The 25,091-nt window shown below is 41.9% G+C and carries 18 protein-coding genes; 3 read left to right on the top strand and 15 right to left on the bottom strand.

Features of this window, described 5'->3' with window-relative positions; genetic code table 11:
* Positions 1 to 207 precede the first annotated feature (207 nt).
* Complete coding sequence (locus NWP17_RS05785) at positions 208 to 1,560, bottom strand: histidine phosphatase family protein (RefSeq protein WP_280653962.1); 1,353 nt, start codon at positions 1,558 to 1,560, stop codon at positions 208 to 210.
* Between the two features lie 154 nt (positions 1,561 to 1,714).
* Positions 1,715 to 3,520: a proline--tRNA ligase gene (gene proS / locus NWP17_RS05790; protein WP_280653963.1), complete on the bottom strand. Its 1,806-nt coding sequence runs from the start codon at positions 3,518 to 3,520 to the stop codon at positions 1,715 to 1,717.
* A 59-nt stretch (positions 3,521 to 3,579) separates the two neighbouring features.
* Between proS and NWP17_RS05795 the strand changes: the two genes are divergently transcribed.
* Positions 3,580 to 4,998 (top strand): 1-acyl-sn-glycerol-3-phosphate acyltransferase, encoded by a 1,419-nt coding sequence (locus tag NWP17_RS05795; RefSeq protein WP_280653965.1) that lies wholly within the window; start codon positions 3,580 to 3,582, stop codon positions 4,996 to 4,998.
* Here NWP17_RS05795 and NWP17_RS05800 read toward each other — a convergent pair.
* The 8 genes from NWP17_RS05800 to der form a co-directional block, all read right to left on the bottom strand.
* Positions 4,979 to 7,675 (bottom strand): DEAD/DEAH box helicase, encoded by a 2,697-nt coding sequence (locus NWP17_RS05800; RefSeq protein WP_280653966.1) that lies wholly within the window; start codon positions 7,673 to 7,675, stop codon positions 4,979 to 4,981. The two genes, NWP17_RS05795 and NWP17_RS05800, sit on opposite strands and share 20 nt — an antisense overlap.
* Positions 7,676 to 7,937: 262 nt before the next feature.
* Positions 7,938 to 8,750 carry a pyrroline-5-carboxylate reductase gene (proC, locus tag NWP17_RS05805; RefSeq protein WP_280653967.1) on the bottom strand — a complete coding sequence of 271 codons (813 nt, stop codon included), beginning with the start codon at positions 8,748 to 8,750 and terminating at the stop codon, positions 7,938 to 7,940.
* A 130-nt stretch (positions 8,751 to 8,880) separates the two neighbouring features.
* Positions 8,881 to 9,483, bottom strand: a complete 603-nt coding sequence (locus NWP17_RS05810) for a cell division protein SepF (protein ID WP_280653968.1) — start codon at positions 9,481 to 9,483, stop codon at positions 8,881 to 8,883.
* Between the two features lie 215 nt (positions 9,484 to 9,698).
* Positions 9,699 to 10,367 (bottom strand): YggS family pyridoxal phosphate-dependent enzyme, encoded by a 669-nt coding sequence (locus NWP17_RS05815; RefSeq protein WP_280653969.1) that lies wholly within the window; start codon positions 10,365 to 10,367, stop codon positions 9,699 to 9,701.
* Positions 10,364 to 10,642: a transcriptional coactivator PipX gene (pipX, locus tag NWP17_RS05820; RefSeq protein ID WP_280653970.1), complete on the bottom strand. Its 279-nt coding sequence runs from the start codon at positions 10,640 to 10,642 to the stop codon at positions 10,364 to 10,366. Before pipX ends, NWP17_RS05815 begins: the two co-directional genes overlap by 4 nt.
* A gap of 87 nt (positions 10,643 to 10,729) precedes the next feature.
* Complete coding sequence (locus NWP17_RS05825) at positions 10,730 to 10,873, bottom strand: hypothetical protein (protein WP_280653971.1); 144 nt, start codon at positions 10,871 to 10,873, stop codon at positions 10,730 to 10,732.
* Between the two features lie 41 nt (positions 10,874 to 10,914).
* A complete protein-coding gene (locus NWP17_RS05830; protein WP_280653972.1) occupies positions 10,915 to 11,838 on the bottom strand; it encodes an energy-coupling factor transporter transmembrane component T family protein in 924 nt (307 codons plus the stop codon).
* A 39-nt stretch (positions 11,839 to 11,877) separates the two neighbouring features.
* On the bottom strand, positions 11,878 to 13,242 hold the full coding sequence (der, locus tag NWP17_RS05835) for a ribosome biogenesis GTPase Der (RefSeq protein WP_280653973.1): 1,365 nt from the start codon (positions 13,240 to 13,242) through the stop codon (positions 11,878 to 11,880).
* 162 nt (positions 13,243 to 13,404) lie between these two features.
* Between der and NWP17_RS05840 the strand changes: the two genes are divergently transcribed.
* On the top strand, positions 13,405 to 14,127 hold the full coding sequence (locus NWP17_RS05840) for a cytochrome b/b6 domain-containing protein (RefSeq protein WP_280653974.1): 723 nt from the start codon (positions 13,405 to 13,407) through the stop codon (positions 14,125 to 14,127).
* 192 nt (positions 14,128 to 14,319) lie between these two features.
* Here NWP17_RS05840 and NWP17_RS05845 read toward each other — a convergent pair whose 3' ends face one another.
* The 5 genes from NWP17_RS05845 to NWP17_RS05865 form a co-directional block, all read right to left on the bottom strand.
* On the bottom strand, positions 14,320 to 14,940 hold the full coding sequence (locus NWP17_RS05845; protein WP_280653975.1) for a hypothetical protein: 621 nt from the start codon (positions 14,938 to 14,940) through the stop codon (positions 14,320 to 14,322).
* Positions 14,941 to 14,964: 24 nt separating this feature from the next.
* On the bottom strand, positions 14,965 to 16,035 hold the full coding sequence (locus NWP17_RS05850; protein ID WP_280653976.1) for a hypothetical protein: 1,071 nt from the start codon (positions 16,033 to 16,035) through the stop codon (positions 14,965 to 14,967).
* Between the two features lie 198 nt (positions 16,036 to 16,233).
* A complete protein-coding gene (locus NWP17_RS05855; RefSeq protein ID WP_280653982.1) occupies positions 16,234 to 17,340 on the bottom strand; it encodes a hypothetical protein in 1,107 nt (368 codons plus the stop codon).
* 85 nt (positions 17,341 to 17,425) lie between these two features.
* Positions 17,426 to 20,821 (bottom strand): molecular chaperone, encoded by a 3,396-nt coding sequence (locus NWP17_RS05860; protein WP_280653977.1) that lies wholly within the window; start codon positions 20,819 to 20,821, stop codon positions 17,426 to 17,428.
* 46 nt (positions 20,822 to 20,867) lie between these two features.
* Positions 20,868 to 23,411, bottom strand: a complete 2,544-nt coding sequence (locus NWP17_RS05865) for a proteasome protein (RefSeq protein WP_280653978.1) — start codon at positions 23,409 to 23,411, stop codon at positions 20,868 to 20,870.
* Positions 23,412 to 23,924: 513 nt separating this feature from the next.
* Between NWP17_RS05865 and NWP17_RS05870 the strand changes: the two genes are divergently transcribed.
* Positions 23,925 to 25,091 (top strand): hypothetical protein (locus NWP17_RS05870; RefSeq protein WP_280653979.1); only part of this gene is annotated, 1,167 nt, incomplete at its 3' end.

The following is a 25,091-nucleotide window of genomic DNA, read 5'->3' on the forward strand; positions in this document are numbered from 1 at the left end:
CGGTAGCAGGTTGCAGTGAACCGTCAAGAATCACCTACCTTCTGGGTCTGTGAGTAGGTCAAAGCTACGTAAATCATCTTGAGACACAAGATACTCCCGTTAATCCCTGGGGATGTAACGGGAGAAGAAATTAAACATATCCGCGGCTGATGGAGTAAATTTTCCGTAAGTTTTCCTCAGATATGTAGTTTATTTATCTTTTGTTTTTTACAAAGCTCCAGCAGCCGTTTTATCTAGTACTCCTCCACTCAAATGACTGGTAATATTCATTGCTTGTACCACTGGTAAACCATTTAATCCAGATGGGTAATCAATGACGCTAACAGCACCGTTACCTTGGCGGAAGTTCCAGAAGTTAGTTGTTGGCAAACCTAGAATATGGCAGAGTAAGGTTTTATTAGTGGCATCGTGAGCTACTATTAATCCTGTTTTGAGTTGATTTGTTAATGCCTGTTGTACAATTAACTGCCAAGTTGTCACACTACGCTCCCAAACTTGCTGTAAATTTTCTCCTTCAGGCATTTGTACTTCTGCTGGTGTGAGTCGCCAGCGTTGCAACTCTCCGGGGAATTCTTGTTCTATTTCTGTTTCTAGTTTTCCTTCCCAAAGTCCATGACTGATTTCTTTTAAACCCTGTTGTAATTGCAAATTCACTTGAGGATGGTGGGCTAAAATCAACTCTGCTGTTTCTTTGGGACGCTGCATGGAACTACTAACAGCAAAGTCAATAGGCACTTTCCGCAGAAATTCTCCTGCTGTTTGTGCCTGTTTTCTGCCATTATCATTCAGGGGGATATCAATTTGACCCTGAAATCTGGTCTGGCGATTCCATTCTGTTTCTCCATGACGTACTAATAACAACCGCACTCCCTGATGATGGGGTCGCAAGGAGGGAAGAGTATCTCCCAGGTGTTGCGTTTGGTTCATGGATTCTAGCTGCACTGGTTCTCCTAAACCGCCAGTAAAATTCAGTACGCTAATACCACAGTTAGATTGCTGTAAGCAATGGTAACGACTAGGGGGAATACCTAAAGCTGTACTGATGAGAGCGCGATTAATGCCATTATGGGCGACTATGAGAATGGTTTGTCCTTGATGAAGGGGCAGAATTTCTTGCCAAAACAACCGCGCTTGTTCATAAATAGCCAAGACAGGAAAATGTTCTCTTGTACCTTGCCCATCTTTCACTAACATCCGCAGTTCATGAGGACGTTCTTTCCAGATTTGGTAGTCTTCGCTAAACTTGTCTTTAACCTCAGCACTAAGCATTTCTGCCCACAAAGGCAAGTCAATTTCCATTAGATGATGGGAAACTTGCGGACTAACAGACTGTGTGGAATTAGTGATTAACTCACTATAAATAATTTCTGCTGTTTTTTTAGCCCGTTGCAAAGGGCTGCTATAAATAGCACTAAATAAAATATTGCTGAGGGCTTTTCCTGCTTGACTGGCATCCTCACAACCTTTGTCTGTTAAAATTGATATGTCTGTGCGTCCTTGGATGCGCCGCTCGGTGTTATAGCTGCTTTGTCCGTGGCGCACAATGATGACACGAGTCATCTCTGTTGCCCTCCTATATCTCAAGGAATCATTCTACCCTGAAAATACCGCGATCGCCCGATCAGTTTCTCATGAGTGCATTTCACACACCAGGTACTACAGCGGGCTGGATGCCCGCGCCACAAAATAGTAAGAATTTATACTTATATTTCCCTTATCTTGAATCTGCTGTAATCCACTGTTGCAGTGTATTTACCACTTCCTCAATGGCTATTTCTTGAGATTCACGAGTGGCTCGTTTTACCACTTCTACCTTACCATTGGCAATAGCCCGACCCGTGACTATTCTGTAGGGGATGCCTATTAAATCGGCATCTTTGAATTTTACTCCCGCTCGTTCATCTCGGTCATCCAGTAATGTTTCTACACCAGCTTGGTTAAGTTGAGTGTAAAGTTTTTCCGCAACTTCCACTTGTTGAGCATCTTTGATGTTAGGAATTGTGACTATGGCGTGGTAAGGGGCGATGGCCACTGGCCAAATAATGCCGTTTTCATCATAAGATTGTTCCACAGCAGATTGTGCCAATCTAGATACACCCACCCCATAGCAACCCATAAACAGGGGGTGTTCTTCTCCTTGTTCGTTTGTATACGTTGCTCCCATGGCTTGGGAATATTTTGTACCCAATTGGAAAATATGCCCTACTTCAATTCCTCTGGCTGTTTGTAGAGTTTGGCTGGGGTCATGAATTGCGCGATCGCCTGGTCTGGCTTTACGCACATCTACTTTTGCATTTGGTAATTTAAACTGCTCTCCCCAGTTAGCACCAACAACATGATACCCGGTTTGATTAGCACCAGTGACAAAGTTTTTTAAATCAACTGCTGTTTGGTCAACTAAGCGCAGGAACTGGGAATGTAACTGTTTATGACCATTAATATACTCATCTGCCAAGTCCGGGGCAATATAACCTAAAGGTAAAGATTTACTTGCCCATTTTTCTTGAGTTTCCCCATCGGGTACACTCAAAGAAATTATGGTTTTAGCGCCATAATTACCAGCTAGTTTAGTCAACTCATTCTGTAACTTAACTTCATTGACTTCTTGATCACCGCGAATACTCACCAGTACTAACACCGTCAGTCCATTGTCATAAACTGTTTGGTAAATCACGTTTTTAACAACTTGCGTGGGAGAACACCGGAGAAAACCACAAACCTTTTCTATGGTTTCTGTTCCTGGTGTTTCCTGTTTTTCGTAGCTTGTAAAGGGTGAAAGCTCCGCATCAATGGGTAAAGAAATGGCTTTTTCCACATTAGCGGCATATTTACCATCTTCAGTGTAGAGAACCTCATCCTCTCCTGCTTCCGCCAACACCATAAATTCTGTAGAACCAGAACCGCCAATAGCGCCAGAGTCAGCCTCCACTGCCCGAAACGCCAAACCACAACGGCGTAACATATTACTATAGGCTTGATACATATCTTGGTAGGTTGCCTTAAGGCTGACTTGATCCACATGGAAGGAGTAGCCGTCCTTCATAATAAATTCCCTTCCCCGCATCAAACCAAAACGGGGGCGAATTTCATCGCGGAATTTAGTTTGAATTTGATATAAATGTAACGGCAGTTGCCGATAAGAGCGAATCATATCCCTGGCAATAGTCGTGATCACTTCCTCATGGGTCGGCCCCAGTCCTAATTTTTGTTGGCGGCGGTCGATGAGGGAAAACATGATTCCCTCTGCTTTGGTGTAGGTATCCCAACGTCCCGACTCTTGCCACAATTCAGATGGTTGTAATTGGGGTAAGAGACATTCTTGCGCCCCTGTGGCGTTCATTTCTGCCCGGACAATTTGGGAAACCTTTTGTAATACCCGCCACATCAAAGGCAAGTAAGCATAAATACCGCTACCGATGCGACGAATGTAACCTGCACGCAGTAATAATTTATGGCTGGGAATCTCCGCATCAGCCGGATCATCCCTGAGTGTAACGAATAATATTTGTGACAGTCGCATCGTTATTTTTCCTTTTCAAAATTGCTAATTTAAAAAAACACTTAATTTGATAATTTTCCATGTTAGATGTCATTTACCAAGCACAAGCACCCCTAGAATTTATTCCTCCGGCTTTTAATCCCTTAGTTCTCAGAGGTTGTCATCTATTACTACCAAGTTGGATCAGGTGGCAAACAGCTATTACCCAAATTGAAGCAGATAACGTGGAGGTGTTGGTGGATCTTTATCGCCAGTTTCAAGAGGGTAAGATCCGCTTTTTGTTGGCATTTCGCCATCCCAAAACAGAAGATCCCTTTTGTTTGGGCTACTTGTTTTCCCAAATTATGCCAAAAGTAGCACGCAAACACCACACACCCTTACAAATGCCCATCCATGCTCATTTTATCTATGATCGCGGCATTCCTCTTTGGGCGGGTTCCCATGTGGGCTGGATAGCTTCTCGGTTGGGTGGAACTCCCATTCAACGCGGTAAAGCTGACTGGACGGGGTTACGTTCGGCGCGTGATTTGTTCGCTCACGGGAAATTCCCCATGGCTGCTGCGCCTGAAGGTGCTACTAATAATCTATCGGAAATTATTAGCCCTTTGGAACCCGGTATCGCCCAATTAGGTTTTTGGTGTGCAGAAGATTTGCAAAAGCAGCAACGCTCTGAACAAGTTCTCATTGTACCAGTTGGAATCAAATATAGTTATGTAACAACTCCTTGGAGTGCCATTGCCGATCTGTTAAGTGAGTTAGAAGTTGCTAGTGGTGCAGTGGTCAATCCCTCAGCACAAGATCAGCTTCCTAGTTGCGAGTCACTTTACCCCAGGTTATTAAGTTTAGCAGAACATCTACTGTGCTTAATGGAACAGTTTTACAAGGGATTTTATCATCAAAATTTTGCCGACGCTCAAACCATAGCTCAAGAAACAAGCGATCGCAATCAAGCCCTAGCCATGCGGTTGCAAGCCTTGTTAAATAAAGCCTTACACATATCAGAGGAATATTTTGGATTACAGCCCAAAGGACAATTAAACGATCGCTGTCGTCGAGTAGAACAAGCGGGTTGGAATTATATCTTTAGGGAAGATTTTAAAGATATTAAAGCATTATCTGCTGTAGAAAAGGCGTTAGGCGATCGCGTTGCTAACGAAGCCAATGCGCGAATGTGGCACATGAGATTAGTGGAAAGTTTTGTGGCGGTTTCCGGTAGTTACATCCGGGAAAAACCTACAGTAGAAAGGTTTGCCGAGACAACTTTAATTTTGTGGCAGATGATTGCTAAAATTAAGGGTAATAAAGCTGTCATGCCTCAGTTAGGTAAACAACGAGTCCAAATTACCATTGGTCAGCCCATATCAGTATCGGAACGTTACCCACTATATAAAGAAAGTCGTTTGACCGCAAGACAGGCTGTTGCTGATTTGACCAATGATTTACAGCAAGAAATGGAAAATTTAATTAGGAACACTGATTTTAATCAACCACCTCATTAACCGGGAATTTATCAATTAATTGCATTGCTCGGTAAGCATTGCGTTGTAAATCTGGGGATAAATGGGGAACGTGGGGGATTTGAGATAATAAATCCAAGGTACGGCGTAAAATTCTCACCACATCGCCTTCGTCTAAAGTGGTGTGGTGGCAGAGTTCCGCCCAGGGTGTCCCCAAAGCCCACTGTTCTATTATGGCAATTAATTCAAATTCCAACCAAATAGGCAAAGCCACATTATACCGTCTTTGCAGTTGAAAGATTTTGCGGCGAATGTTCCGCAATTTTGCCAAAGCTTCTACTACTTGATTACTAATTTCAAAATGTACTCTGGTATCTGGCCGGGGGGTTTCAATGACCAAAGCTGCTACTGCTGCGGCTAAATGCTGGGGGTCTAAATGATTTAATTCACCACTAGCCAGGACTAAACCCAGCCATAATTCATTCTCTCCCCGAATGGCAGCTGCAATTTGCCCTAATTCCGTAGGAACTAAGTTATCTAAACCCTCAAAATATTCTAGGATAGAAATCAAATTGACAAATTCTTCCCAATGACGCTGTGAGTGTTGCTGCACACGTGATTGTAACTCTTCGAGTTCCGCTTCTAATTCCACATAACGAGCGCGGCGTTTAAAGATTTTACTGACATTGCCAGACTTATGGATGGGATGGGCTTCTAATTGCTCTTGAAGGGCGTTAACGCGACTAAGTTGTTCTGTCACTTCAGGTGGCATATAAAATGAGCCATCGACTTGAGGAATACGTTGAGCGATGACAAAGGTTTCTTCACTACCACGCAATGATTTCCCCGGTTTTAACTGCAAATCTGGCGGTGGGAAAATATGGGAGGGCACATCCACCCGTGGTAATTCAGCATACAAATCAAGTACATCCTTAGTTGTCACCACATACCAGCGATTATCTTGCCCCAGACATATTAAGTAAGGAGGTTCTGTAATGGTAGACCCACGGGAAACATCAGCACTAAGGGTTTTTGCCACTAACACTGCGGTTATGGGTGCGGACACGGCGATGTTTTTCCCCTTGAGACTTAACAGAGTTCCCGACACTGCAAAGCTCAACATCATCACAAATTCTTCCTGTCGGGTTTCCTGGGCTTGTTCTTGCAGGGTGGTTAATAATCGCCGTTCCACTTTCAGACGTTGCCACAACTTCTCATAAACTGCTAGTTCATTTTCATTAACCGCGGCAATTTGTTCTTGAAGTTGGGCTAATTGTGTTTGCAGTGCCGCAATTTCATCATATTCTGGTTTTAAATGCACAGTTGCCATGTACTGCCCAAAGCTGCGCTCTATTAGTTCCCTGGCTTGGTCTAGAGTGTGGATTTGTAGTAAGTTCAGTACCATACCATAGCTGGGAGTAAACTGACTGACCAAGGGGTCTGGTTTAGATGTGGCTAAATAGGCTGCTTCCTTGGAGCCTTCAAAGGGTGTTTGTACTGTCACCACATAACCTTGTAAGTCCATCCCTCGCCGTCCTGCCCGTCCTGCCATTTGCAGGAATTCCGAAGCATTTAATAGGCGATGTCCAGAGTCAGTGCGTTTGGAAAGGGTAGAAATTACTGTTGTCCGGGCAGGCATATTGATTCCTGCTGCTAGTGTTTCTGTGGCAAAGACAACTTTAATTAACCCTTGCTGAAATAATTCTTCTACCAATCCTTTCCACGCAGGTAAAATTCCCGCATGGTGAGCAGCAATACCCCGGTAGAGGGGGGCAATTTGCCCTGAGCGTCCGGCTTCGGGATTACGGTTTAAAAAATCATCAATTTGCCGCCGTAATATTTGCGACTCTTCATTGTTGACTAGCCACAAATCCCCAACTTCTGCCACCGCTTTATCACATCCCCTGCGACTGAAAATAAAGTAAATTGCCGGTAGCATATCCCTTTGCTGTAGCTGGCTGAGGGTGTAAGCTATGCCTGGAGCCTCTGGTCTGCCACCTTTGCCATTGTCTCCTTGCTTTCTTTTGCCTCTGTTTCCCAGTCGGGGGTTAATTTTGGTTTTGCTATCATTTAGCAGGGGAAATAGCCCTTTGGGATTGCAATAGTAAAATTCCAAAGGAACTGGACGAAAATCAGAATAAATCAGGTCTGTGGGTCCGTGAACGCGATTCAGCCAATCGGTAAGTTGGTCGCTATTAGCCACTGTAGCGGACAAGGCTACTAGCTGAACTTCACGCGGACTGTAAATAATTGATTCTTCCCAAACAGTACCGCGTTGGCGATCATTCATGTAGTGGCACTCATCTAGTACCACTGCTTCAACATCTACTAAGGAGATACCCACTTGCCCGATAGGTGTTCCATAGAGCATATTGCGGAAGATTTCTGTGGTCATCACCAAAATGGGCGCATCCCTGTTAATAGAAATATCTCCTGTTAACAATCCCACTAGGTCATAACCAAATTTGTCTCGAAAATCACGTAATTTTTGATTTGACAAGGCTTTGAGGGGAGTGGTGTAAAACACTCTTTTTCCCCTTGATAAGGCTCTATATATGGCATATTCCCCAACTAAGGTTTTGCCCGAACCTGTGGGGGCACACACAACTACGGAGCGTCCATCATTGAGGGACGCGATCGCATCTTTTTGGAATTGATCCAATTCAAACGGAAATATTAACCCCAAGTCAAGTTCTGGAGAAGGTGCGGGATAATTCACTCAATCAAATTTACAACCGGGTTTTGTTACTATGTTAACGGCTATTTCTTGACATACCCACCGACCTTCTAGGTCGGTGATTCTTGACGGTTCACTGCAACTTGCTACCGGAGTAGTCTGACAGTCGCTCCCCGTCCGTTTAAAGTCGTGCCGATGCCCCATGCCGACTACTCCTCCATTATAACACACTAAAAAGCCTTCCCAGAAGCACGAGCTTCTAATCCCACTCTTTTGGTCATGATAAAATTCCCCCCCATACTGCTCAGTTTCCTAACTCTTGCGATCGCAGCGTGGCGGCTTTCACTGCTTCAATCACAGCCGAGCGAAATCCTGACCGTTCTAGTTGGGCGACACCTGCAATTGTTGTCCCACCGGGACTGGTAACACGGTCTTTTAGTTCTGCCGGGTGGATTTTGTTTTCTTGCAATAGTTTTGCTGTTCCTAAGACAGTTTGTAAAGCCAGTTGATTGGCGATACTTCTGGGTAATCCTGCTGCTACTCCTCCGTCAGCCAGTGACTCTACCATCAAAGCCACGTAAGCAGGACCACTACCTGACAGTCCTGTAACTGCATCCATCAGCATTTCTGAAACTTCCACCACCTCTCCCACAGATGCAAAAATTTGATGTGCTAATTGCTGATGCTTGGTGTTGGTGTATGCGCCTGAACAGATGGCGGTAATTCCTGATCCCACCGTGGCTGGGGTGTTGGGCATAGCTCTAATTATTGGTAACTGGGGAAATGCGGATTCTAGCTGACTTAAAGACACTCCCGCTAAAATAGAAATTATCAGGGGGGATATTTGTATAGTAATAAAGTTTGCCAGTTCTTGCGCGATGGCAGTGAATATCTGGGGTTTAACTGCTAGAAATATTACTTGTTTTGCTTCCGTAAACACCAGGGTATTTTCTGTAGTTACAGTTACCTTATATTTTTCCTGTAAATAACTTTGGCGTGCAGGTAGAGGTTCGCTAACTATTACTTCCTCTGGTTGATAAATTTCTCGCGCAATCAGGCGGGATAACAGCGCTTCTCCCATTACACCACCACCAATCAAGCCAAATTTAATACTCATTAATTTATGTAATCAATAGTCAATCAGAGCAGGTTGAACCAATCAATTTATGCTATGATACATTATTACGTTAAACCTGCCCCTACAATCATCAAAAATTTTGGTTTTTGAAGCTTTGACTACTTTAACTTCACTGTGCCATTCTACCTTCTTGACCCCAAACTGGATTAGAAGTAGTTGCCGGACGTGATGGGCGAACGACGGGGGTTTGTGGTACTTCATGAATAACTCCACCTTGAGTGCTAACTTGCACACAACTGGGGGTAAACAAAAAGATACTTTCTCCAATTCGCTCTTGATGTCCATCCAGTGCGTAGGTCCCACCAGCAACAAAATCTACTGCTCGTTGTGCCTGATCTGGGTCCATAATAGTCAAGTTTAACACAACTGACTTACGCTCTCTCAGTGCTTGAATGGCCTGGGGCATTTCTTCAAATGTGCGCGGCTCAAGTACTAAAACTTCCGAAATCCCGTTAATTGCTCCTGGCATATTAATCACATTTCCCATGGTAGACTTTGGTTCTGGCGCTACATTATCACCCATTGTACTCACTGGTTCCCGCCAGCGTCGGTTTTGAGTAGTGGTTTCTGCTGGTGCTGGTTGGGGGTTTTGCTCTTGATACAAGTTTTGGTAGTTACCATTATTTGTATCCGCCTCTTCTTCGTAGTATTCGTATTCCACTTGCTCATTGAGACCCACAAAGTCTCGCAATTTACTAAATATGTTGTTCATTGTTATGCTCCTGATACCAAGTTAACTTGATTGGTTCGGCTCTATGGTTGATGCAGCCAGATTTGATGGCTACCAAGGTGATAAACCTTTGTAACCTCTGGATGTTTTGGTTAACGCCTGTAGAATAACTCACACAGAATAATGAGTCAAGATTATAGCTCAATTATGATGAGAAATAAATATGACTTTGCCCCATTTTTTGATGGTTATCTTCCCTAAGAGCGATCGCCAAATAATATAGTTCCTAATCTTACCATGGTTGCCCCAGCTTGCACTCCTAGTTGGTAGTCTCCTGACATACCCATGGAAAGCTCTTCCATTTTGACATGAGACCAGTTTTGTTCCTTGATGGCTTGCGCTAATTTATAAGTACTATCAAATACATTTACTATTTCGGCATCATTTAACCCTAAAGGTGGAATTGTCATCAAACCTTGAATTTGTAAATTTTTACACTGGTTGAGCGCGGGTAAATCATGTAGTAGTTCTGGGACAGTCCAGCCACCCTTATTAGGGTCAGGAAGAATTTTCACTTGTAGGCAAATCCGGGGGGTGACTCCTAGCTGCTGCGCCAATTGATTAAGGCGTTGTGCCAGTTTTAGACTATCCACTGAGTGAATCCAGTCAAATAATTCAATGGCATTTTTGGCTTTATTGCTTTGCAACCGTCCAATAAAGTGCCAGGTAATATCAGCTAAGTCTTGTAATTCGGCTTGTTTACTGGCAGCTTCTTGGATACGGTTTTCCCCAAAATCGCGGATTCCGGCTGCATAAGCAGCCCGAATGTCCTCAGAAGAAAAGGTTTTGCTTACAGCAATTAACCGCACTGAAGGAGGTAGAGAAGCAGAAATTTTGGTAATGCGTTCGCGAAGGGAACTAATCATTGGAATGTGCGTTGGAAAACACTCTGAAGTTGATCGTACTCCTGGGAGGAACCATTGCGGCGTAGAGTACGCAAGCGGTTTTCTAACAACATTCTCGCTTCAGTACGTCCTATAGGCTGAAATTTGATGCCTTTAGTCTCATTGATAACTAAAAAAAACAGCCTTTGAGCATAAAGTGTAGTGAACAGATCCTGGTTATCATCCACCATGCAGATCCGATAAAGCAAACCCCAAGTTGGATGATTTATGTAAGTTTCTGAGTGTTCTGGATTCATTTAACAGTCAAGGTAGGAGTATATATCTTTTGGCAGTTCAGTACAAATGTGCAGAAGATAATACACCCCTTTTACCAGAATATTTGGTTAATCTAGAGAAAAATCAGCGATGGTAAGCCATTTAGCGGCCACCATCAAAACCTTGATGTTGTTCTCAATGGGCAGATGAAGGTGGTAGTGGCAACCTAGAACTGCACAAGACATGAAACTGGCTTTTTTCCATATTGCCATAATTATCGCCCTGTGGCACAAAATTAATGAGAAGATGAGTGTTAAGCTAAATTGCCTAGAACTAGCCTAGCACCCCAAAATAAGGTCAGGATGGCGATGGCCAGCCAATCTCTGGCTTTCAGTCTTAATTCATGCCATTGGACCTGATGTTCATTGGGGCTAGTGAAGCCACGCACCATCATGGCACTGGCCATTTGTTCTGCTCGCAATAGCAGATTATTTAACACTCTCTCTGCCACTATTATCCATACTTTGACTGCTCCTTTTAACCCTAGTTTTTTCCAGTTAATTGCCCTGGTCATCACAGAACGAATTAAGTTTTGCACTTCTTCTAAAACCAGGGGGATAAATCGCAGGGACAAAGTTAAAGTTAAAGTAATTTCCGTTACTGGTACTTTTAGCCGTCTCAAGGGCTGCATTAAGCTTTCTATGGCAGTGGTGATTTCTTCCGGTGCGGTTGTGAGTAGATACAAATTACTGCTATAAATCACGGTAAATATAATTGTACTGACTCTAATAGCTAAGTCTAAGGAGCGGCGAGTTACTTTAACTGGTCCTTGGTCAAATAAAATGTAGCTGTATTCTGTACTTATGCCTGTTGATGCTGGGACATGGGAATTAGTGACCTTTGCTGGCTGAGTTAACACTTGTGGGTTCGTGGGGATGCGGGGCTGATATTTAACACCCAAACCATCAGGACTAATACTGATGAGCAGGAAGACAAACAGGGCCAGGGTTAATAGCCAACCCATTTGCTGTTTCCACACTCGCCGGGGTATTCTGGCTATTAAAGTGAAAATAATCAATAGTGCTACTAGGAGGATCCGCCATGGATTATTGGCAAAGGTGTAGCTAGTGAGAAAGCTCATTAACCAAGCAATTTTCACACGGGGATCGAGTTTGTGTAGCCAGGTTTGCGGTTGTTCTAAGTAAAGCCCCAGTGGTAGCGATCGCAATAAGTCCATTTTTGACTGCTGGGTAGTTGAAAGTTGAGGATAATAACGTTATTTAACGCGAGTTGCTCTATTCACACTACCAACTTCCATTTCCCGGACTTTTTTACTGCGCCAGAGTAGACGGATCGGTGTACCTTTAAATCCTAACTGTTGGCGAAACTGCCGTTCAATGTAGCGACGGTAGTTATCATTAAAGCGTTTAGCCTCGTTCACAAACAGGGCGATGGTTGGTGGTTGGACAGCCACTTGAGTACCATAATAAATTTTACCCTGACGACCACCCCTAGTGGCTGGCGGTGAATGCCAACTTACAGCGTCTGTGAGGACTTCGTTAATTACAGATGTACTCACACGCCTTCTATGGGACTCTGCTGCTTGATTTACCAAGTCTAAAATTTTATCTACCCGTTGCCCTGTGGTGGCACTGACAAAAATAGTTTCTGCCCATTCTGTAAAATGTAACCGGGCTTCTAGACTTTTTTCGTAGTCGTAAATGGTGTATGAATCTTTCTCGATAGCATCCCATTTATTCACCACGATAATACAAGCTCGACCTTCATCAATAATTCGTCCAGCTAATTTTTGGTCTTGGTCTGTGACTCCATCTAGGGCATCAATGACCAATAAAACCACATCGGCCCGGCGAATGGCTTTAAAGGCACGGTTAATGCTAAAAAATTCTGTACCGTATTCTATTTGTTTTTTTCTGCGAATGCCGGCAGTATCAATTAAACGATAAATTTGCCCGTTCCGTTCCACAACAGTATCAATGGCATCGCGTGTTGTGCCGGAAATAGGGCTAACAATAGACCTCTGTTCCCCTACAAAAGCATTTAATAAACTCGATTTACCTACATTGGGGCGACCGATAATTGCGACTTTAATTTCGTTAGTTTCTTCTACTTCCGTAACGACCGGTATGTGACTGATTAACTCATCAAGTAATTCACCTGTACCACTGCCATGAATTGCGGAAATGGGGAAGGGTTCCCCCAGTCCTAATGACCAAAATTCTGCGGCTTGAACTGTACCTTGCTCTGGGGATTCACACTTGTTCACCGCCAGTAATACAGGTACTGTTTGGTGGCGTAACCATGAGGCAATTTCTTGATCAGACCCTGTGAGGCCAGTTTGACCGTCCACTACAAAAATAGCGGCACTAGCTTGTGTTAGGGCTGTGAGTGCTTGTTCGCGAATTAGGGGCAGGAATTCTGTATCATCGTTAAATACCAAGCCACCTGTGTCTACAACTATAAATTCATGATCGCGCCAGTAAGATGGTATGTAAGTGCGATCGCGTGTCACACCCGGTTCGTCATGGACAATCGCCGTTTGTTCCCCTGCAAGGCGATTAACCAGGGTGGATTTGCCCACATTAGGGCGACCGATAATAGCAACAATTGGCAGTGCCATAAAACCAGGTTGAATGAAACAACTAGTATATCATTTATTCATATTGTAGCTAGTTTAATTTTTTATAGCGTTTCCTAAAAACGTGAGATACAGATGTACCTCATTTGGGCAAAATTCGCTATATTTAATTTTTTAGCTGGAAGAAAAATCCTCCATTGGCTTATGAGAAATTCAGCCCCTTATCAACCTTTGTGGTTGAGAATCCTACATGGTGTAAGTGGCATTTTAGCAATTACAGCCATCATCACCGGTTTTTTAGTTTACAACACATTTGACAAAAGATTTGGCCAACTCCCCATTGGCCAAATCGAGCCAATTCAAGATATTCACGGAACAGTAGCTTTATTCTTCTTACTTGTATTGCCAGCTTTTGCACTTTATAGCTTTCATGCTGGAGAAAATCGCCTATTACCATCAGATTTGATCCGAAAACTCACACAAGTTGGTGAACCCATTTGGTGGGTGAGTCTGCAACGTATAGTCAATACTCTCATGCTGATTGCTTCAGCTTTGGCCGTGATCTCTGGCAGAATGATGAAAGAAGAATGGTTACCATTGGGTGAACTTGATCACTTATGGTATTACTTTCACCTGATCGCTTGGGTGATTATGGTTGGTTGTTTAGCCATTCATCTTTTGATGTCTGCCAAAGTGGGTGGTGCGCCTTTATTACTATCAATGTTATCATGGCAATACCGCCCAGCAGATAGTCCGAGTAATTGGTATAGTCGTTTGCAGGGTTGGTTGAGTAATTTTCCCGTTCATTTTAGTGGTGGAATTAATCAGTTAATAAACAGGAATTTCTCACTCAGAGTTATTGAAATTTTTGTCTTAGTTGGAATTATCACAGCATTTGCGTTACCCCTGTTTTTTTCTGGTGGCTGATCATGCGGGGTTACACTAACATTAGGTTTGGGGTGTTTTAGCTGTTAGATTTCCGCTTGTTCGCAGGTTTTATGTGGTTTGACGCACCCCCACTTGGTTTGATAATAAGTTGGGGTGCTTCAGGTGATGAATGTTGGCTTGTTTGCAAGATTTATATGGTTTGACGCACCCTAGTAATTTGCTGGTAGATTATCAACTTTGACCTACAGCAACTCTTAATTGCCTCAACAAGTTAACAATTGCCCTAAAGTTTGGGTCGTTGGCAAGTGCAGCAAGAACTTCTGGACTACTTTCATTGAGAAGTTGAGTTAATGCTGTTATGGCAGCATTAAGATTGTTAATATTGACTATTCCTCCGGTTTGTAGCCCACTTAAAGCCGTTACCAGTGCTGTTACTGTTGCTGGTGAAGCCCCTAAAATAACTATGGAAGATACCAACTGATTAGATGCTTCTACGTTACCTTGTAAAACAGATATAATGGGGGATGTAGTAGCGATTTGATTGATTGCGGTAGCAAAAACAGTATTCAAGGCAGCTTGAACTGCTGGTGGTGCAGTTATAACTACTGTGGTGGTACCACCAGCAGAAGTAACAACTTCAACCTGTACATTAGTCCCTGGAGCGGGTGCAACAGGGGGGGTATTACCAAGACCATCTGTTGGAACGCCTGGTGGTACTTCCTTACCAGGACCATCTATTGGAACTCCCGGCGGTACATCCTTACCAGCATATGCTCGATTAGGCGTAAACATTGAGTAACTAAAAATACTCATTACTAAGGCAAGGGAGATGAAAGATAGTTGTTTTTTCATGATTTTGATTATTGATGAGATTGCTTAAAACTGAAAACTGTAGCCCCCACTGAGGGAAAAACCTAAGCCACTATCAGAATAACCACCAACATCTGTGAACAGGGCATTGATCACTAGAGGTAATGACTTAAAAGGAGCAATGGAAGAACCTAAATTGATACTCCTTCCAGTCCAGCCAGTTACCAAGGATGCTTGAGGTATTACTCTTAAACCCAAACTACCAAAAAAATTAGCAGTATTATCGTTGGCTTCTATGGCTCCTGTGGAACGGAAACTGCCATTACCAACACCAAGAGAAATGGTCAAGGGTAATTTGTGATTGGGGTCATTTGGTTGCAGTGGAAATGCCCTGGTGACTACTCCATAAAAAGTGTCTTTATTGTCGGAAGATTCTCCCCATTTGACAGGATTTGACCAACCCACAGCTACTGCTGTACCGTCTGTAAAAGATTTGTGTAGCTTGAAACCCAAATAGCCGCTATCACCCACATCAAAGTTGCCACCCAGTAGAAAAGTACCACCCGCACTGGTAAAGTTAACATTCACTTCCACTCCCACAGATTTAACTGCATCTCCTAAGCCAAAACCGGTGGAGAGTGAGCCATCTACTTTACCATCCTCTAATGGGAAAAATAAACCAACCCCAAAATAAGCTTGTCCGGAACTAGCACCGTAGCCGGAAGGAGTGCCGGCTGTTGAACCGGGGGAAGCTTTGGGAGGTTCACCAACCAACGATCCTGGGGTTGTGATGATGGGGTCAATTAACAATTCTTGGCGTATTTTATCAATATCCCCAAAAGTATCGCCAGCAGGTATTGAAGAGTCTATTTGTGCGATAACTGTAGGGTTTATTATCTCTTGTATTTTCCTTGGTTGTAAAGATGAATCGGTTGTCGTAGCAGATAACTGTTTGGTGAACTCATCTGCATTCAATAAAGTAGGTTGTTTTTCCACTGGAACACTCTTCGGCACATCATCCGTAGCTACTGCGGGTTTGACCAAAAAAGATGTCAATATTAGCACGAGAGTGATTGAGCTTGCCCGTAATTTACGGTAGAAAAATTTAATCAACTTCATTTTTCCTATTTTATACATGAGAACATTCCTTGGCTGTTGATATACGTTCATGTAAAGTATCGCACTTTACTAGTTTATGTGTTTTTTTCCGTGTTTTGTCCGACTAGTACATTATATTTGATTTAAAATAAAAGTCAATAAACCTGCACTAATTCTTGACTTTTGCTTGTTTGCTGTATCTAGGGGTAATTTAAGAATACAATTAAATTGTTATATTTAACGTAATGATCTAAAAATTACCCGTCCTGGAGTTGCTTCTTGATTGATACGTGCATAAACCCTTAGACAAGTTAAAACTTCCCCAGGAACACCACCACAGTTGAGTTGTAGGTCATCTTTTGAGAATGTGCAGATATCAGCGTAGAGTCCAGATAGTTGCCTAATCCTTACGTCGTGACCCATATTAATGGCTTTTTGAGCCATTTTTATTAAAATGCGTCTAGATTCCTGCTGTAAGTTACCCCACCAAGAATAACGCTCCACCGGGGGAATAAATACTAAGGAATGTATCGCCTCATCCATGTCTATCCAAGCGCGCAGACTTAATAACTCATCAGAATTTGACTCAGCTTCTTGTAGACGATGCCAGCGATCGCTTAAGGTATTGATATATTGAGTTCGTTGTTCTGGCTGAGAATGTAAAGGCACAATATCAAAGCTAAACACGCTTTTTAAAGCATGATGTAAATCTGGATCTAGTTCTGTAAATTTAAGCAACAGATGCACAAGACCAGCTAGACAATATAAATAGCCATATTCATCAGTAGAATTAACTCCATGATTTAACAATGTTTTTTCAGATAAACATAATCCACGGGCTTGCACAGTCCCTTTTAGTCCGGGGTAGATAATTTCATCCCGGCTGAAGGGTAGTTGATGAAGATGCAAATTATCTGCTACTGCACCAACTTTTTCAGCTAAATCTAAAGCACGTTGTCGCCAAGCTGTGGCTAGATGTTCTGGAACTCGCAGCAGTTTCCGGTGAATTTCTTGCCACAACTGAGCATCTGTTTGGCTTTGTAGTGAGAAATTACCTAGATATACACTCAGTTCAGGGTCAGCATTAAAAGCTGATTGCAGATGAATTAGTTTTAACTCCCCTGGGGGCGATATATCCATGGCATTTTCTGGACTAGAATCTGGTTGCGGTTGCAATAAGTTGGAGATTTCTTGTAGTAACTCCTCACATAACTCAACCCCAGGGTCAAGGGGAAATTCTGCCCGTGCTTTACTTAAGGTTGCTTCTAGTCCGTACAAGCTGAATTTTAGTATTTTAGACAACTCTGAGTTTTGGACTGCTAATAACTGACGTAACTGCTGCATGAATATTGATAGTAAAACTGATTTTTGTCCACGCACCAGACGCGGAGTTTTTTATCATGGTTTTGCGGCTTTGCGTGAGTTAAGGTTAATGTATGCCACAAAAGGGGTCGCGTTCTTTATCAACTTCGTTAGGTTGCAATTCTAACTCAGCGCGATAAACACATCCTTCTTGTTTGAGGCATTCTTGACTTGTGGATGTCCAATAGGGAACTTCGCCGGCGTGCATTCTGAGCATACCTTTGTTATCAAGAGTGACACAATATTTACAAGGGTAATCCGTGGCCACATCTGGTTTACTCAGTGCCCCAATTCTGATCCATTTTTTACTGTTAGTATCGGTATCTGTTTGGTAAATATAAAAAGTGTGCTGATTTGTTTGCGGAAAGGGAGGCAAAGGATTACTAACTAAACCATTTTGCGGTTCCTGTTCGCTACTATGTACATAGTGAAATGTGCGGATAAACTGACTATCATTTTTGTCTACTTCAAAAACTAAATGATAGGCATTTGGTTGATCTACTGTGGCAGATTCAATCACATTAACAGCAATATCACCCTCATGTAAGTTTTGATGGGGACGTTCTACTGCTATATTCCACTTTAATTTTCCATCAGCAAATAAGCTTGATGTTTCTGAAGCTGCTAACAGTGCTGCACCCACATCAATACCGGGAACATCAATTAAATAATGGGGATTTCCTTGACAAAGTAATACGCTGAATTGTAGGGTTTGATCAATTTCAAACTGGACTTTAATTTTTTTGAGAAATTCTGCCTCTTGCATTTTTAATTTCCGCATCAGGTTTTTACCGTCAAAACTTCCCCATAGTCGCAGGTCTCCTTCTTCGTAGTCTTGGCGGTAAATAATATTAGTTAATTGTATCCCTTGCCATTCTGTACGCACTTTGGCTGCTGTTTCTGAAGGAGTGATTTGATAAAGTTCTTGTCCAGTTTTGAAGATGGGTAACAGTTCGTTGCTTTGGGTTTTGCGTTTGAAGTTGCAAGGCAGATAATAAAATAGGTTTTTTACATCTATCTCTAACTGATTGGCTCCTTTGCGTAACAATTCTTTAGATTCTTCCGGGTCAAATCTTAGCCTCCGCAGTTTTTCGGCGTAGCAAGCACCTGCGGATGTGGCTAATTTAGTAAACTCTAAAACAAAGGTAATTCGTTCTGGGTTCCAGACAAAATAAGCAGAGTTACTAAATTCTTGGTAGATGTGGCGTTGTACTAAATCAAGATTACAGGTTTTGCCAGATAAAATCAACCAATCAACTTTATGTGTGTTCCAAAAATCTATATTTTGTCCCCGGAAACCTAAGCGGCTTTCCATCAATCCTTTAGCAATGCCAATTCCTTCTTTGATGGTGGAAGAAGCGGCTCGTTCAAATTGTTGGCTGTCTAGGTTAACATAAATATGATCAGGATTTCTGATTTGGAATTTAACCCCAGTTTGCGTGAGAAGTTCGGAAATTTGTTGTTCAGAAATTGTCAAAGTTAAAACAGGATGATCTGCTGGCGGCTTTTGCCCCAGTTTTAATTTAGCTGTTTCGGCATAGTCCCAGAGGGTGTAAAATGTTTGTAGGCGTTGGGGTGCTTGTTGCCATCGGGTCGGTAATACTTTTTCGGCGGTATCTAGGGCATCTTTATAAGCAGCGTCTCCGTCGGGGTTTTCTTTATCTATACATTTTAATAAACTGCCGCTTTTAAATTCTCCAGCTTCTAGAAAACGCTCATTTAATTCCGAATTAATTAAATCTTCTAGCTTTTCGCTGTCAATGTCACCTGTGGTAATTGCTGTTAATAAAAAATCGGCGATCGCTACTTTTAACAATCTAAATACTCGCAGAGTTATTAACTCACCGCCTAACTGCAAATGTCCGGAAGAACCTAAGAGTTTTGGAGTTAGTTTATAATAACGTCCGCCTAAACCTCGGTCTTCATATTCTGTAAAGGAGGGGGTTTTATCTTCTAAAGTTAGTTCAATTAAAGCTAGGTCTGTAGTTCCCCCACCGATATCTAAAACCAAGACATTTTGTGACCATTTATTATCGAATTGGCGACAACGGGTTTTAAATGACTCAATACCAATATTCAGATTACCGCCAAATTCTCGCCATAAAAAGAATATTGCCACTGAAACTGCTTCATCATAAGCCGTTTGGACATCATCAATACCCAGGTCTTCCACTAATTCCTTCACTTCCTTACGCACTAATGGAGGGGCGACGGTGGGGTAAGTGACCACAGCAGTGAGAAAGTCTCCTTCAGAAAATCTGCGTCTAGCACTTTGGCGGTAATCTTCAGTTAATTGGATTAAATGCGCCCAAGCTGCTTGGATCAGGTCATTAACACTAATTATTTCTGATTGATTATCTAAAATTACCGGAAAAGAACGCTCCTGACCAAAATAGCGCTTGGGTGAGTGGTGAAATCTGCTGATAATTTCTTTTAAAGAAATACTTGTACCTTGGGCGATGGCTTTTTTGCGATTATCTCTAGCTTCCCTACCCATCCGCAGTTGTAAATCTGTTAAGCTAACAATTTCTAATTCGCTGGGAATTTCTGTATCACGGCGATTAATATCTAATACCACCGGGATTAAGTTTTGTGATTCTAAGGTAGGTACACGGAAAACCTCATGATAGATTTGATATAACTTCTTGCTAACTGCCCGGCGAAATCTGTCGCTATTACCTAAACATAATTCTACTTGGCGAATAGCTTCTAAAAATCGGTCTTTTTGATCACTAGCAAAAATTTCTGGTAGCTGATGTGGTTCAATTTCCAGGTTTTTGCTGATGTTGGCTAGAAACTTGTCCCAGTCTTGAGGGTTGACATCAGGTAAAGCTAAAGATACGGGAGAACTTAACCATTGTGCCATGCGATCGCGTAGCCGTAGTTCCTGTTCTCTGGGTAAAACTTCGGCGATGGGTACTTCAATGGGGTCAAAGAGAGTAACTGTAGAATTGGATGTACCAAAATCTAAGGCTAACCATCCTGGAAATCTTTTCCTATTGGTTTTTTTGTCAAAATATTTACTAGTTTCTTCCTGACTACTAGTAGTGTCCATTATTTCTTCATCATAGTCATAAATTACTGGTGACCATAGATAACATGAAGCGCCTGTTTGTTTAGGTTCAGATAATAATGGATCTCCTAAAGCATCAGAATCAAAATACTCAACCATCACTTCTAATGTGCAGTTGATTGGTTCTACTAAAGGGCGGTCTAATTTACAAGGATATTGCTCTAATTCCCCAATTTGGGAAATTTTAGGAGTAACAGAATCAAATGGTTTATATGCTTTTTTGATTTGTACTGCTAAATCTTCTGGTGTACCAGTGACAATACAATTAATTCTGGCAATATGAGGTACATTATCCCCTGCTGCTATCAGTTGGATGGTGGGTAGTTCTAAGTATTCGTTTTCTTTAGCACGTAGTTGAAAGTTGGCTGCAAGCCTAATTTCTACAGGCATTTATTTCTCCTTATATTAATAATTTGTAATTGCCCAGAAAGGTGATCTAGTTGGTTAAATCTGTATAGGAAGTTGTGGCAATTTGTGAGAGAATTTGTAACCAGGTGGGAATGGCAACTTTAGTCGGCGAGTCTCCCGCAGCCATATGTCTGAGTAGGGCTTCTTTTTTAGAAAGATTTTGCAGGGTGGGAATAATTTGATCTAAAATACCTTCTAGTTCAGCATTGACTTGCTGATTGATTTCGCTGACATATTGTACTAGATGAAGGCTAGCACAAGCAGTTATTTCATCTCGCAGTCGCAACACCAAAAGTTGATGATTACCTGTTTTGGGTAAATCTTGACTTTTTTCCGGTGACCAATCAAAGATTTGACCAATGTTGTGTTTTTCGTCTTGGCGCGCCAAGGGAAAAATATTTTCTGGCAACATTGATTGTTCTTTGCTGTTAATTTCAGCAATAATTGCTTCTTGCCATTTATTAGGATCGCATCCTAACAGTAATTTGTAAAAGATATCAGCTTCCTCTACACCAAACTTGCTTTCAATATCCTGTTCCATCTCTGGATGCAGGTTTGCTTGTAGGTAGTTGCGTTCGGCGGCTATTTGATGGGATAATTGATTTAATAGGTCTGCTACTGCTTGATGAATGCGATCGCGGGCAAAGTTTTCTAATTCTTTGATAGTCTTGGCAAAGGCTGGGTAAAAATCTTCACTTTTAGTTGGTAGGCTGCTATTAACTCTACTTCCTCGGTCAAATAACTTACCTGCTGCTCCTTTAAATTCGGCTATGGTAATATTACCATTGTTAGCTTTGTTAAATAGCAAAGTCCACTCATTCCAATTGAGGATTTTAAATGTCAGTTCGTCTTTAACTACATCACTAACCACATCTCCCCGACGGTCTTTGAGTGGTTCTTTACCTAAACTTTTTTGGAAATTGCGATAAGTTTTATCTAAATTTTCTATAGCAGCCCGCAACTGAATTAAATTTTCCGGATCTCCGCTAGGAATACCCTGCTCATGAATTTCAGCAATAATGTTTTTTAGGTGTTCTTGATGTTGACCTACATTATTGGCAGCCCTGCGAGTATCTTGATATAATTGGGTGAGTCCATGGCTGACAACATGATTTTGAATTAATTCCCGCAGTTTGGCAATACTACCATCTTGAGCAAAATAACCCAGTTGTCTGCCTAAATGACTACGTGGATCGGATGCCAGTAACTTTGTACTTAATATTTCCCACTTTTGTTGTAACCGCTTAGACCGTTCTAAGTAATCAGGATAGTCTAAATTAGCTAAAAATTCTGGTGAACCTGCTTTCACTGTAGTAGAACGTTTTGCTAATTCAGCTAGTCCTAATAGTGGGGATAATAAAACCATCCGTTCTGGTTGGGTTGTAAATGCACTAGCAGCATCAATAGTGGTTTGTAGAACTTTCAGTTTCCGTAAAACATCTTCCTGTTTTAATGGTTGAGTGGTGGAAATTAATTGATCCAGTTCTCTTTCTCCACCTTCACTATCTAAAGGTAGCTGGTCAAAACGCCCGACCCCCACTAAAATTAAATCTTTTAGGTCTTGTCCAGGGCGTTGCTGCTGCATCATGGTAAAAATTTTATTGGCGCGATCGCTTCCAGGGCTTTTACCGTTTAAAAGTATTAAAATTGTTTGTACTTCTGCCAACTCCCGCAGTGATAAAAAGGTATCCCTAGCACCGGAGTTAGCCGCCCCCAAGCCGGGAAAATCCAACAAAATAAATTCCGAAGCCCCGGAAATATCCCAAATGTCCCGTGATATTTTTACTTCAATATCAACACGGCGAATGAGTGGAAAACTATTTTGTAATAGCTTGGTAAGTAGTTTTTGGGGAGGGCTGGGTAATGGAATATGAGCAGGTGGTAAATCTTCAAAACGCAGAGTTTGGATAGCCATGGGTTGCTCTGTCAGCTGTAAACCTTCCCTGGCGGTGATAGCATCAATTTGATACTGTTTACCACACATAGCTTCCCCATAGGCTTGATAGGCGCGAATGAACAACACCAACTCTCGCAGTAAATAACGTAGTTCCAAATTTTTACTACTGTTCCACGCATCCTCGCACCAGTTAATTATATCTTTACTATTGTTTAATTTTGGTAAAGTCACAGGTGCAAGTCCAGCAGCCCTAGTTCTACGGTTTGCTTCCTCTAACATAAACTGTAGACATTCATTCACTCCTTCATCAGAAAGGTACTCTACCGTAAAATTATTCGCCTGAGTAGTGACAAAACCTGGTTGCGGCACGATATGAATAGCTGTAACATTACCTGTAGTTGGATTCTCACTAATTGGCAAAGCATCAGCATATCCAATTAAGCCACCTAAAAGTAAAGTTTTGCCGCTACTAAATTCCCCCATCACCCCAATTTTAACCGGAGATGTGGCAAGTTCCACAGTTTTATCAGCAGCTTCCCGCAGACGCTGCAAACAATCATCTAACCTGCTTGGTATCCAATCCTCTTGTTTAGAGGGGTACTGGGGTACTAAGTCTAGTTTTTCTAGTATAAATTCTCCGTACTCCTTAAAACCATCTAACTTTTCTAATTCCATAGAATTTCTTTTCCTGTAGCATCAATTTCTGTGATTCTTATAACATAAAAAAATGTCAATAGCAGATATTCCTAAAACTTGTTTTCCTCACATCCTGCATCCCTACCACAATATTTATTACTATATTTATTACTGTGGATAGATTTAATTTTACAGACTTATACAATTTATCAGCAAATTTTCATCTAAAAAACATCAAAAATTTAAAATAATTTATTCCAGGAAACAGGGAACAGGTAACAGCCCATTGTAACGCCAGCATCCTGCTTGCTACTCTTGATGAATAATCTAACCCCGAATCACAGTAATATTTCTCCCCATAGGACTAACAGCAATTTCCGTAAGACAGCATACTTAATTGTATCATGTAATTAAAAAAATACTTAAGTGTAATCTCAAACTTACGTTAAAAAAAATTGTTAAATTTTGTATCTGATTAAGTAAAGAACAATATTTCTGATAGAGTGTGAATAAGTAACTTAAGCACTGTTTTTTACCTGTACCTGTAATACTATGCTAAAAACTGTGAACACCGCCCTCAGTAATGTTATTGACTTGTTAACCAGTTTTGCATCTCAGGAATCTTTGACAGAAAAACTGGCGTTAGTGTTTGGTGTCCCAGTGACATCAGGAATGTTTTTAGACACATTAGCCAACTTACCAGATATTGAGGTATATCCTGACTCTGAGTTACAAGGAGCCAGTGGTGCATTTTCTGGTCAAACTGAAAAAATTTACCTTTCAGAAAGTGTAGTCAAGGAGGAATCACAGCAGTTAGTGCGGGTATTGTTGGAAGAAATAGGGCATTACTTAGATTTTCGCTTTAATACAGTGGATAGCCCAGGGGATGAAGGGGCTATTTTTGCAGCGTTAGTGTTGAGTGAAAGTCTGGATGTTGAGAGTCTAGAAAGATTGAAAGCAGAGGATGACGCTAGAACCATAATTTTAAGTGGTCAATTAGTCGAAGTTGAACAAGCAACTTTCATCGGAAATGGTGATGACACCATTACCGGAACTGCAGGAGATGATGAGATTAGCCCAGGAAGGGGTAGAGATAACGTCGATGGGGGAGCAGGAGATGATTTACTAATCATCGACTATTCCAGTAACACCTATATTGGCAATACAGTCTACGTAGCGGGTATCAGAAGTAATATTTATGATTCCTCTGGAACTTGGCAAGGAAACCTGTATGCCTACACAAACAACTCAGGTGCTTACGACCAAGTTTACTTCTACAACATAGAGCGTTTACAAATTACGGGTACAGGCTTTGACGATATCATTGACAGAGGCGGCCACGGAACAATCAGTGTGGATGGCGGTGCGGGTATTGATACCATCAACTATGCTGACTTTAGCAGCTTCACCACAGACTTAGTTGTAGACAACAGTGGTAGCACGATTACAGAAGCCAACGGTACAGTAATTAAAAATGTAGAACGATTTGGCAACTTGACCACTGGTTCAGGTAACGACACCGTTACCTTTGCAAATGGTTTTGATGAGAGTATCAATACTGGTGACGGAAACGATACCATTAACGCAGGATTGGGTAGGGATTACGTCGATGGGGGAGCAGGAGATGATTTACTAATTATCGACTATTCCAGTAACACCCATATTGGCAGACGAGCGTATCCTGGGAGTACATTCTACGCATCGGGTATCAGAAGTAAT

Source organism: Chrysosporum bergii ANA360D, from assembly GCF_029891735.1.
GTDB classification, from domain to species: domain Bacteria; phylum Cyanobacteriota; class Cyanobacteriia; order Cyanobacteriales; family Nostocaceae; genus Umezakia; species Umezakia bergii.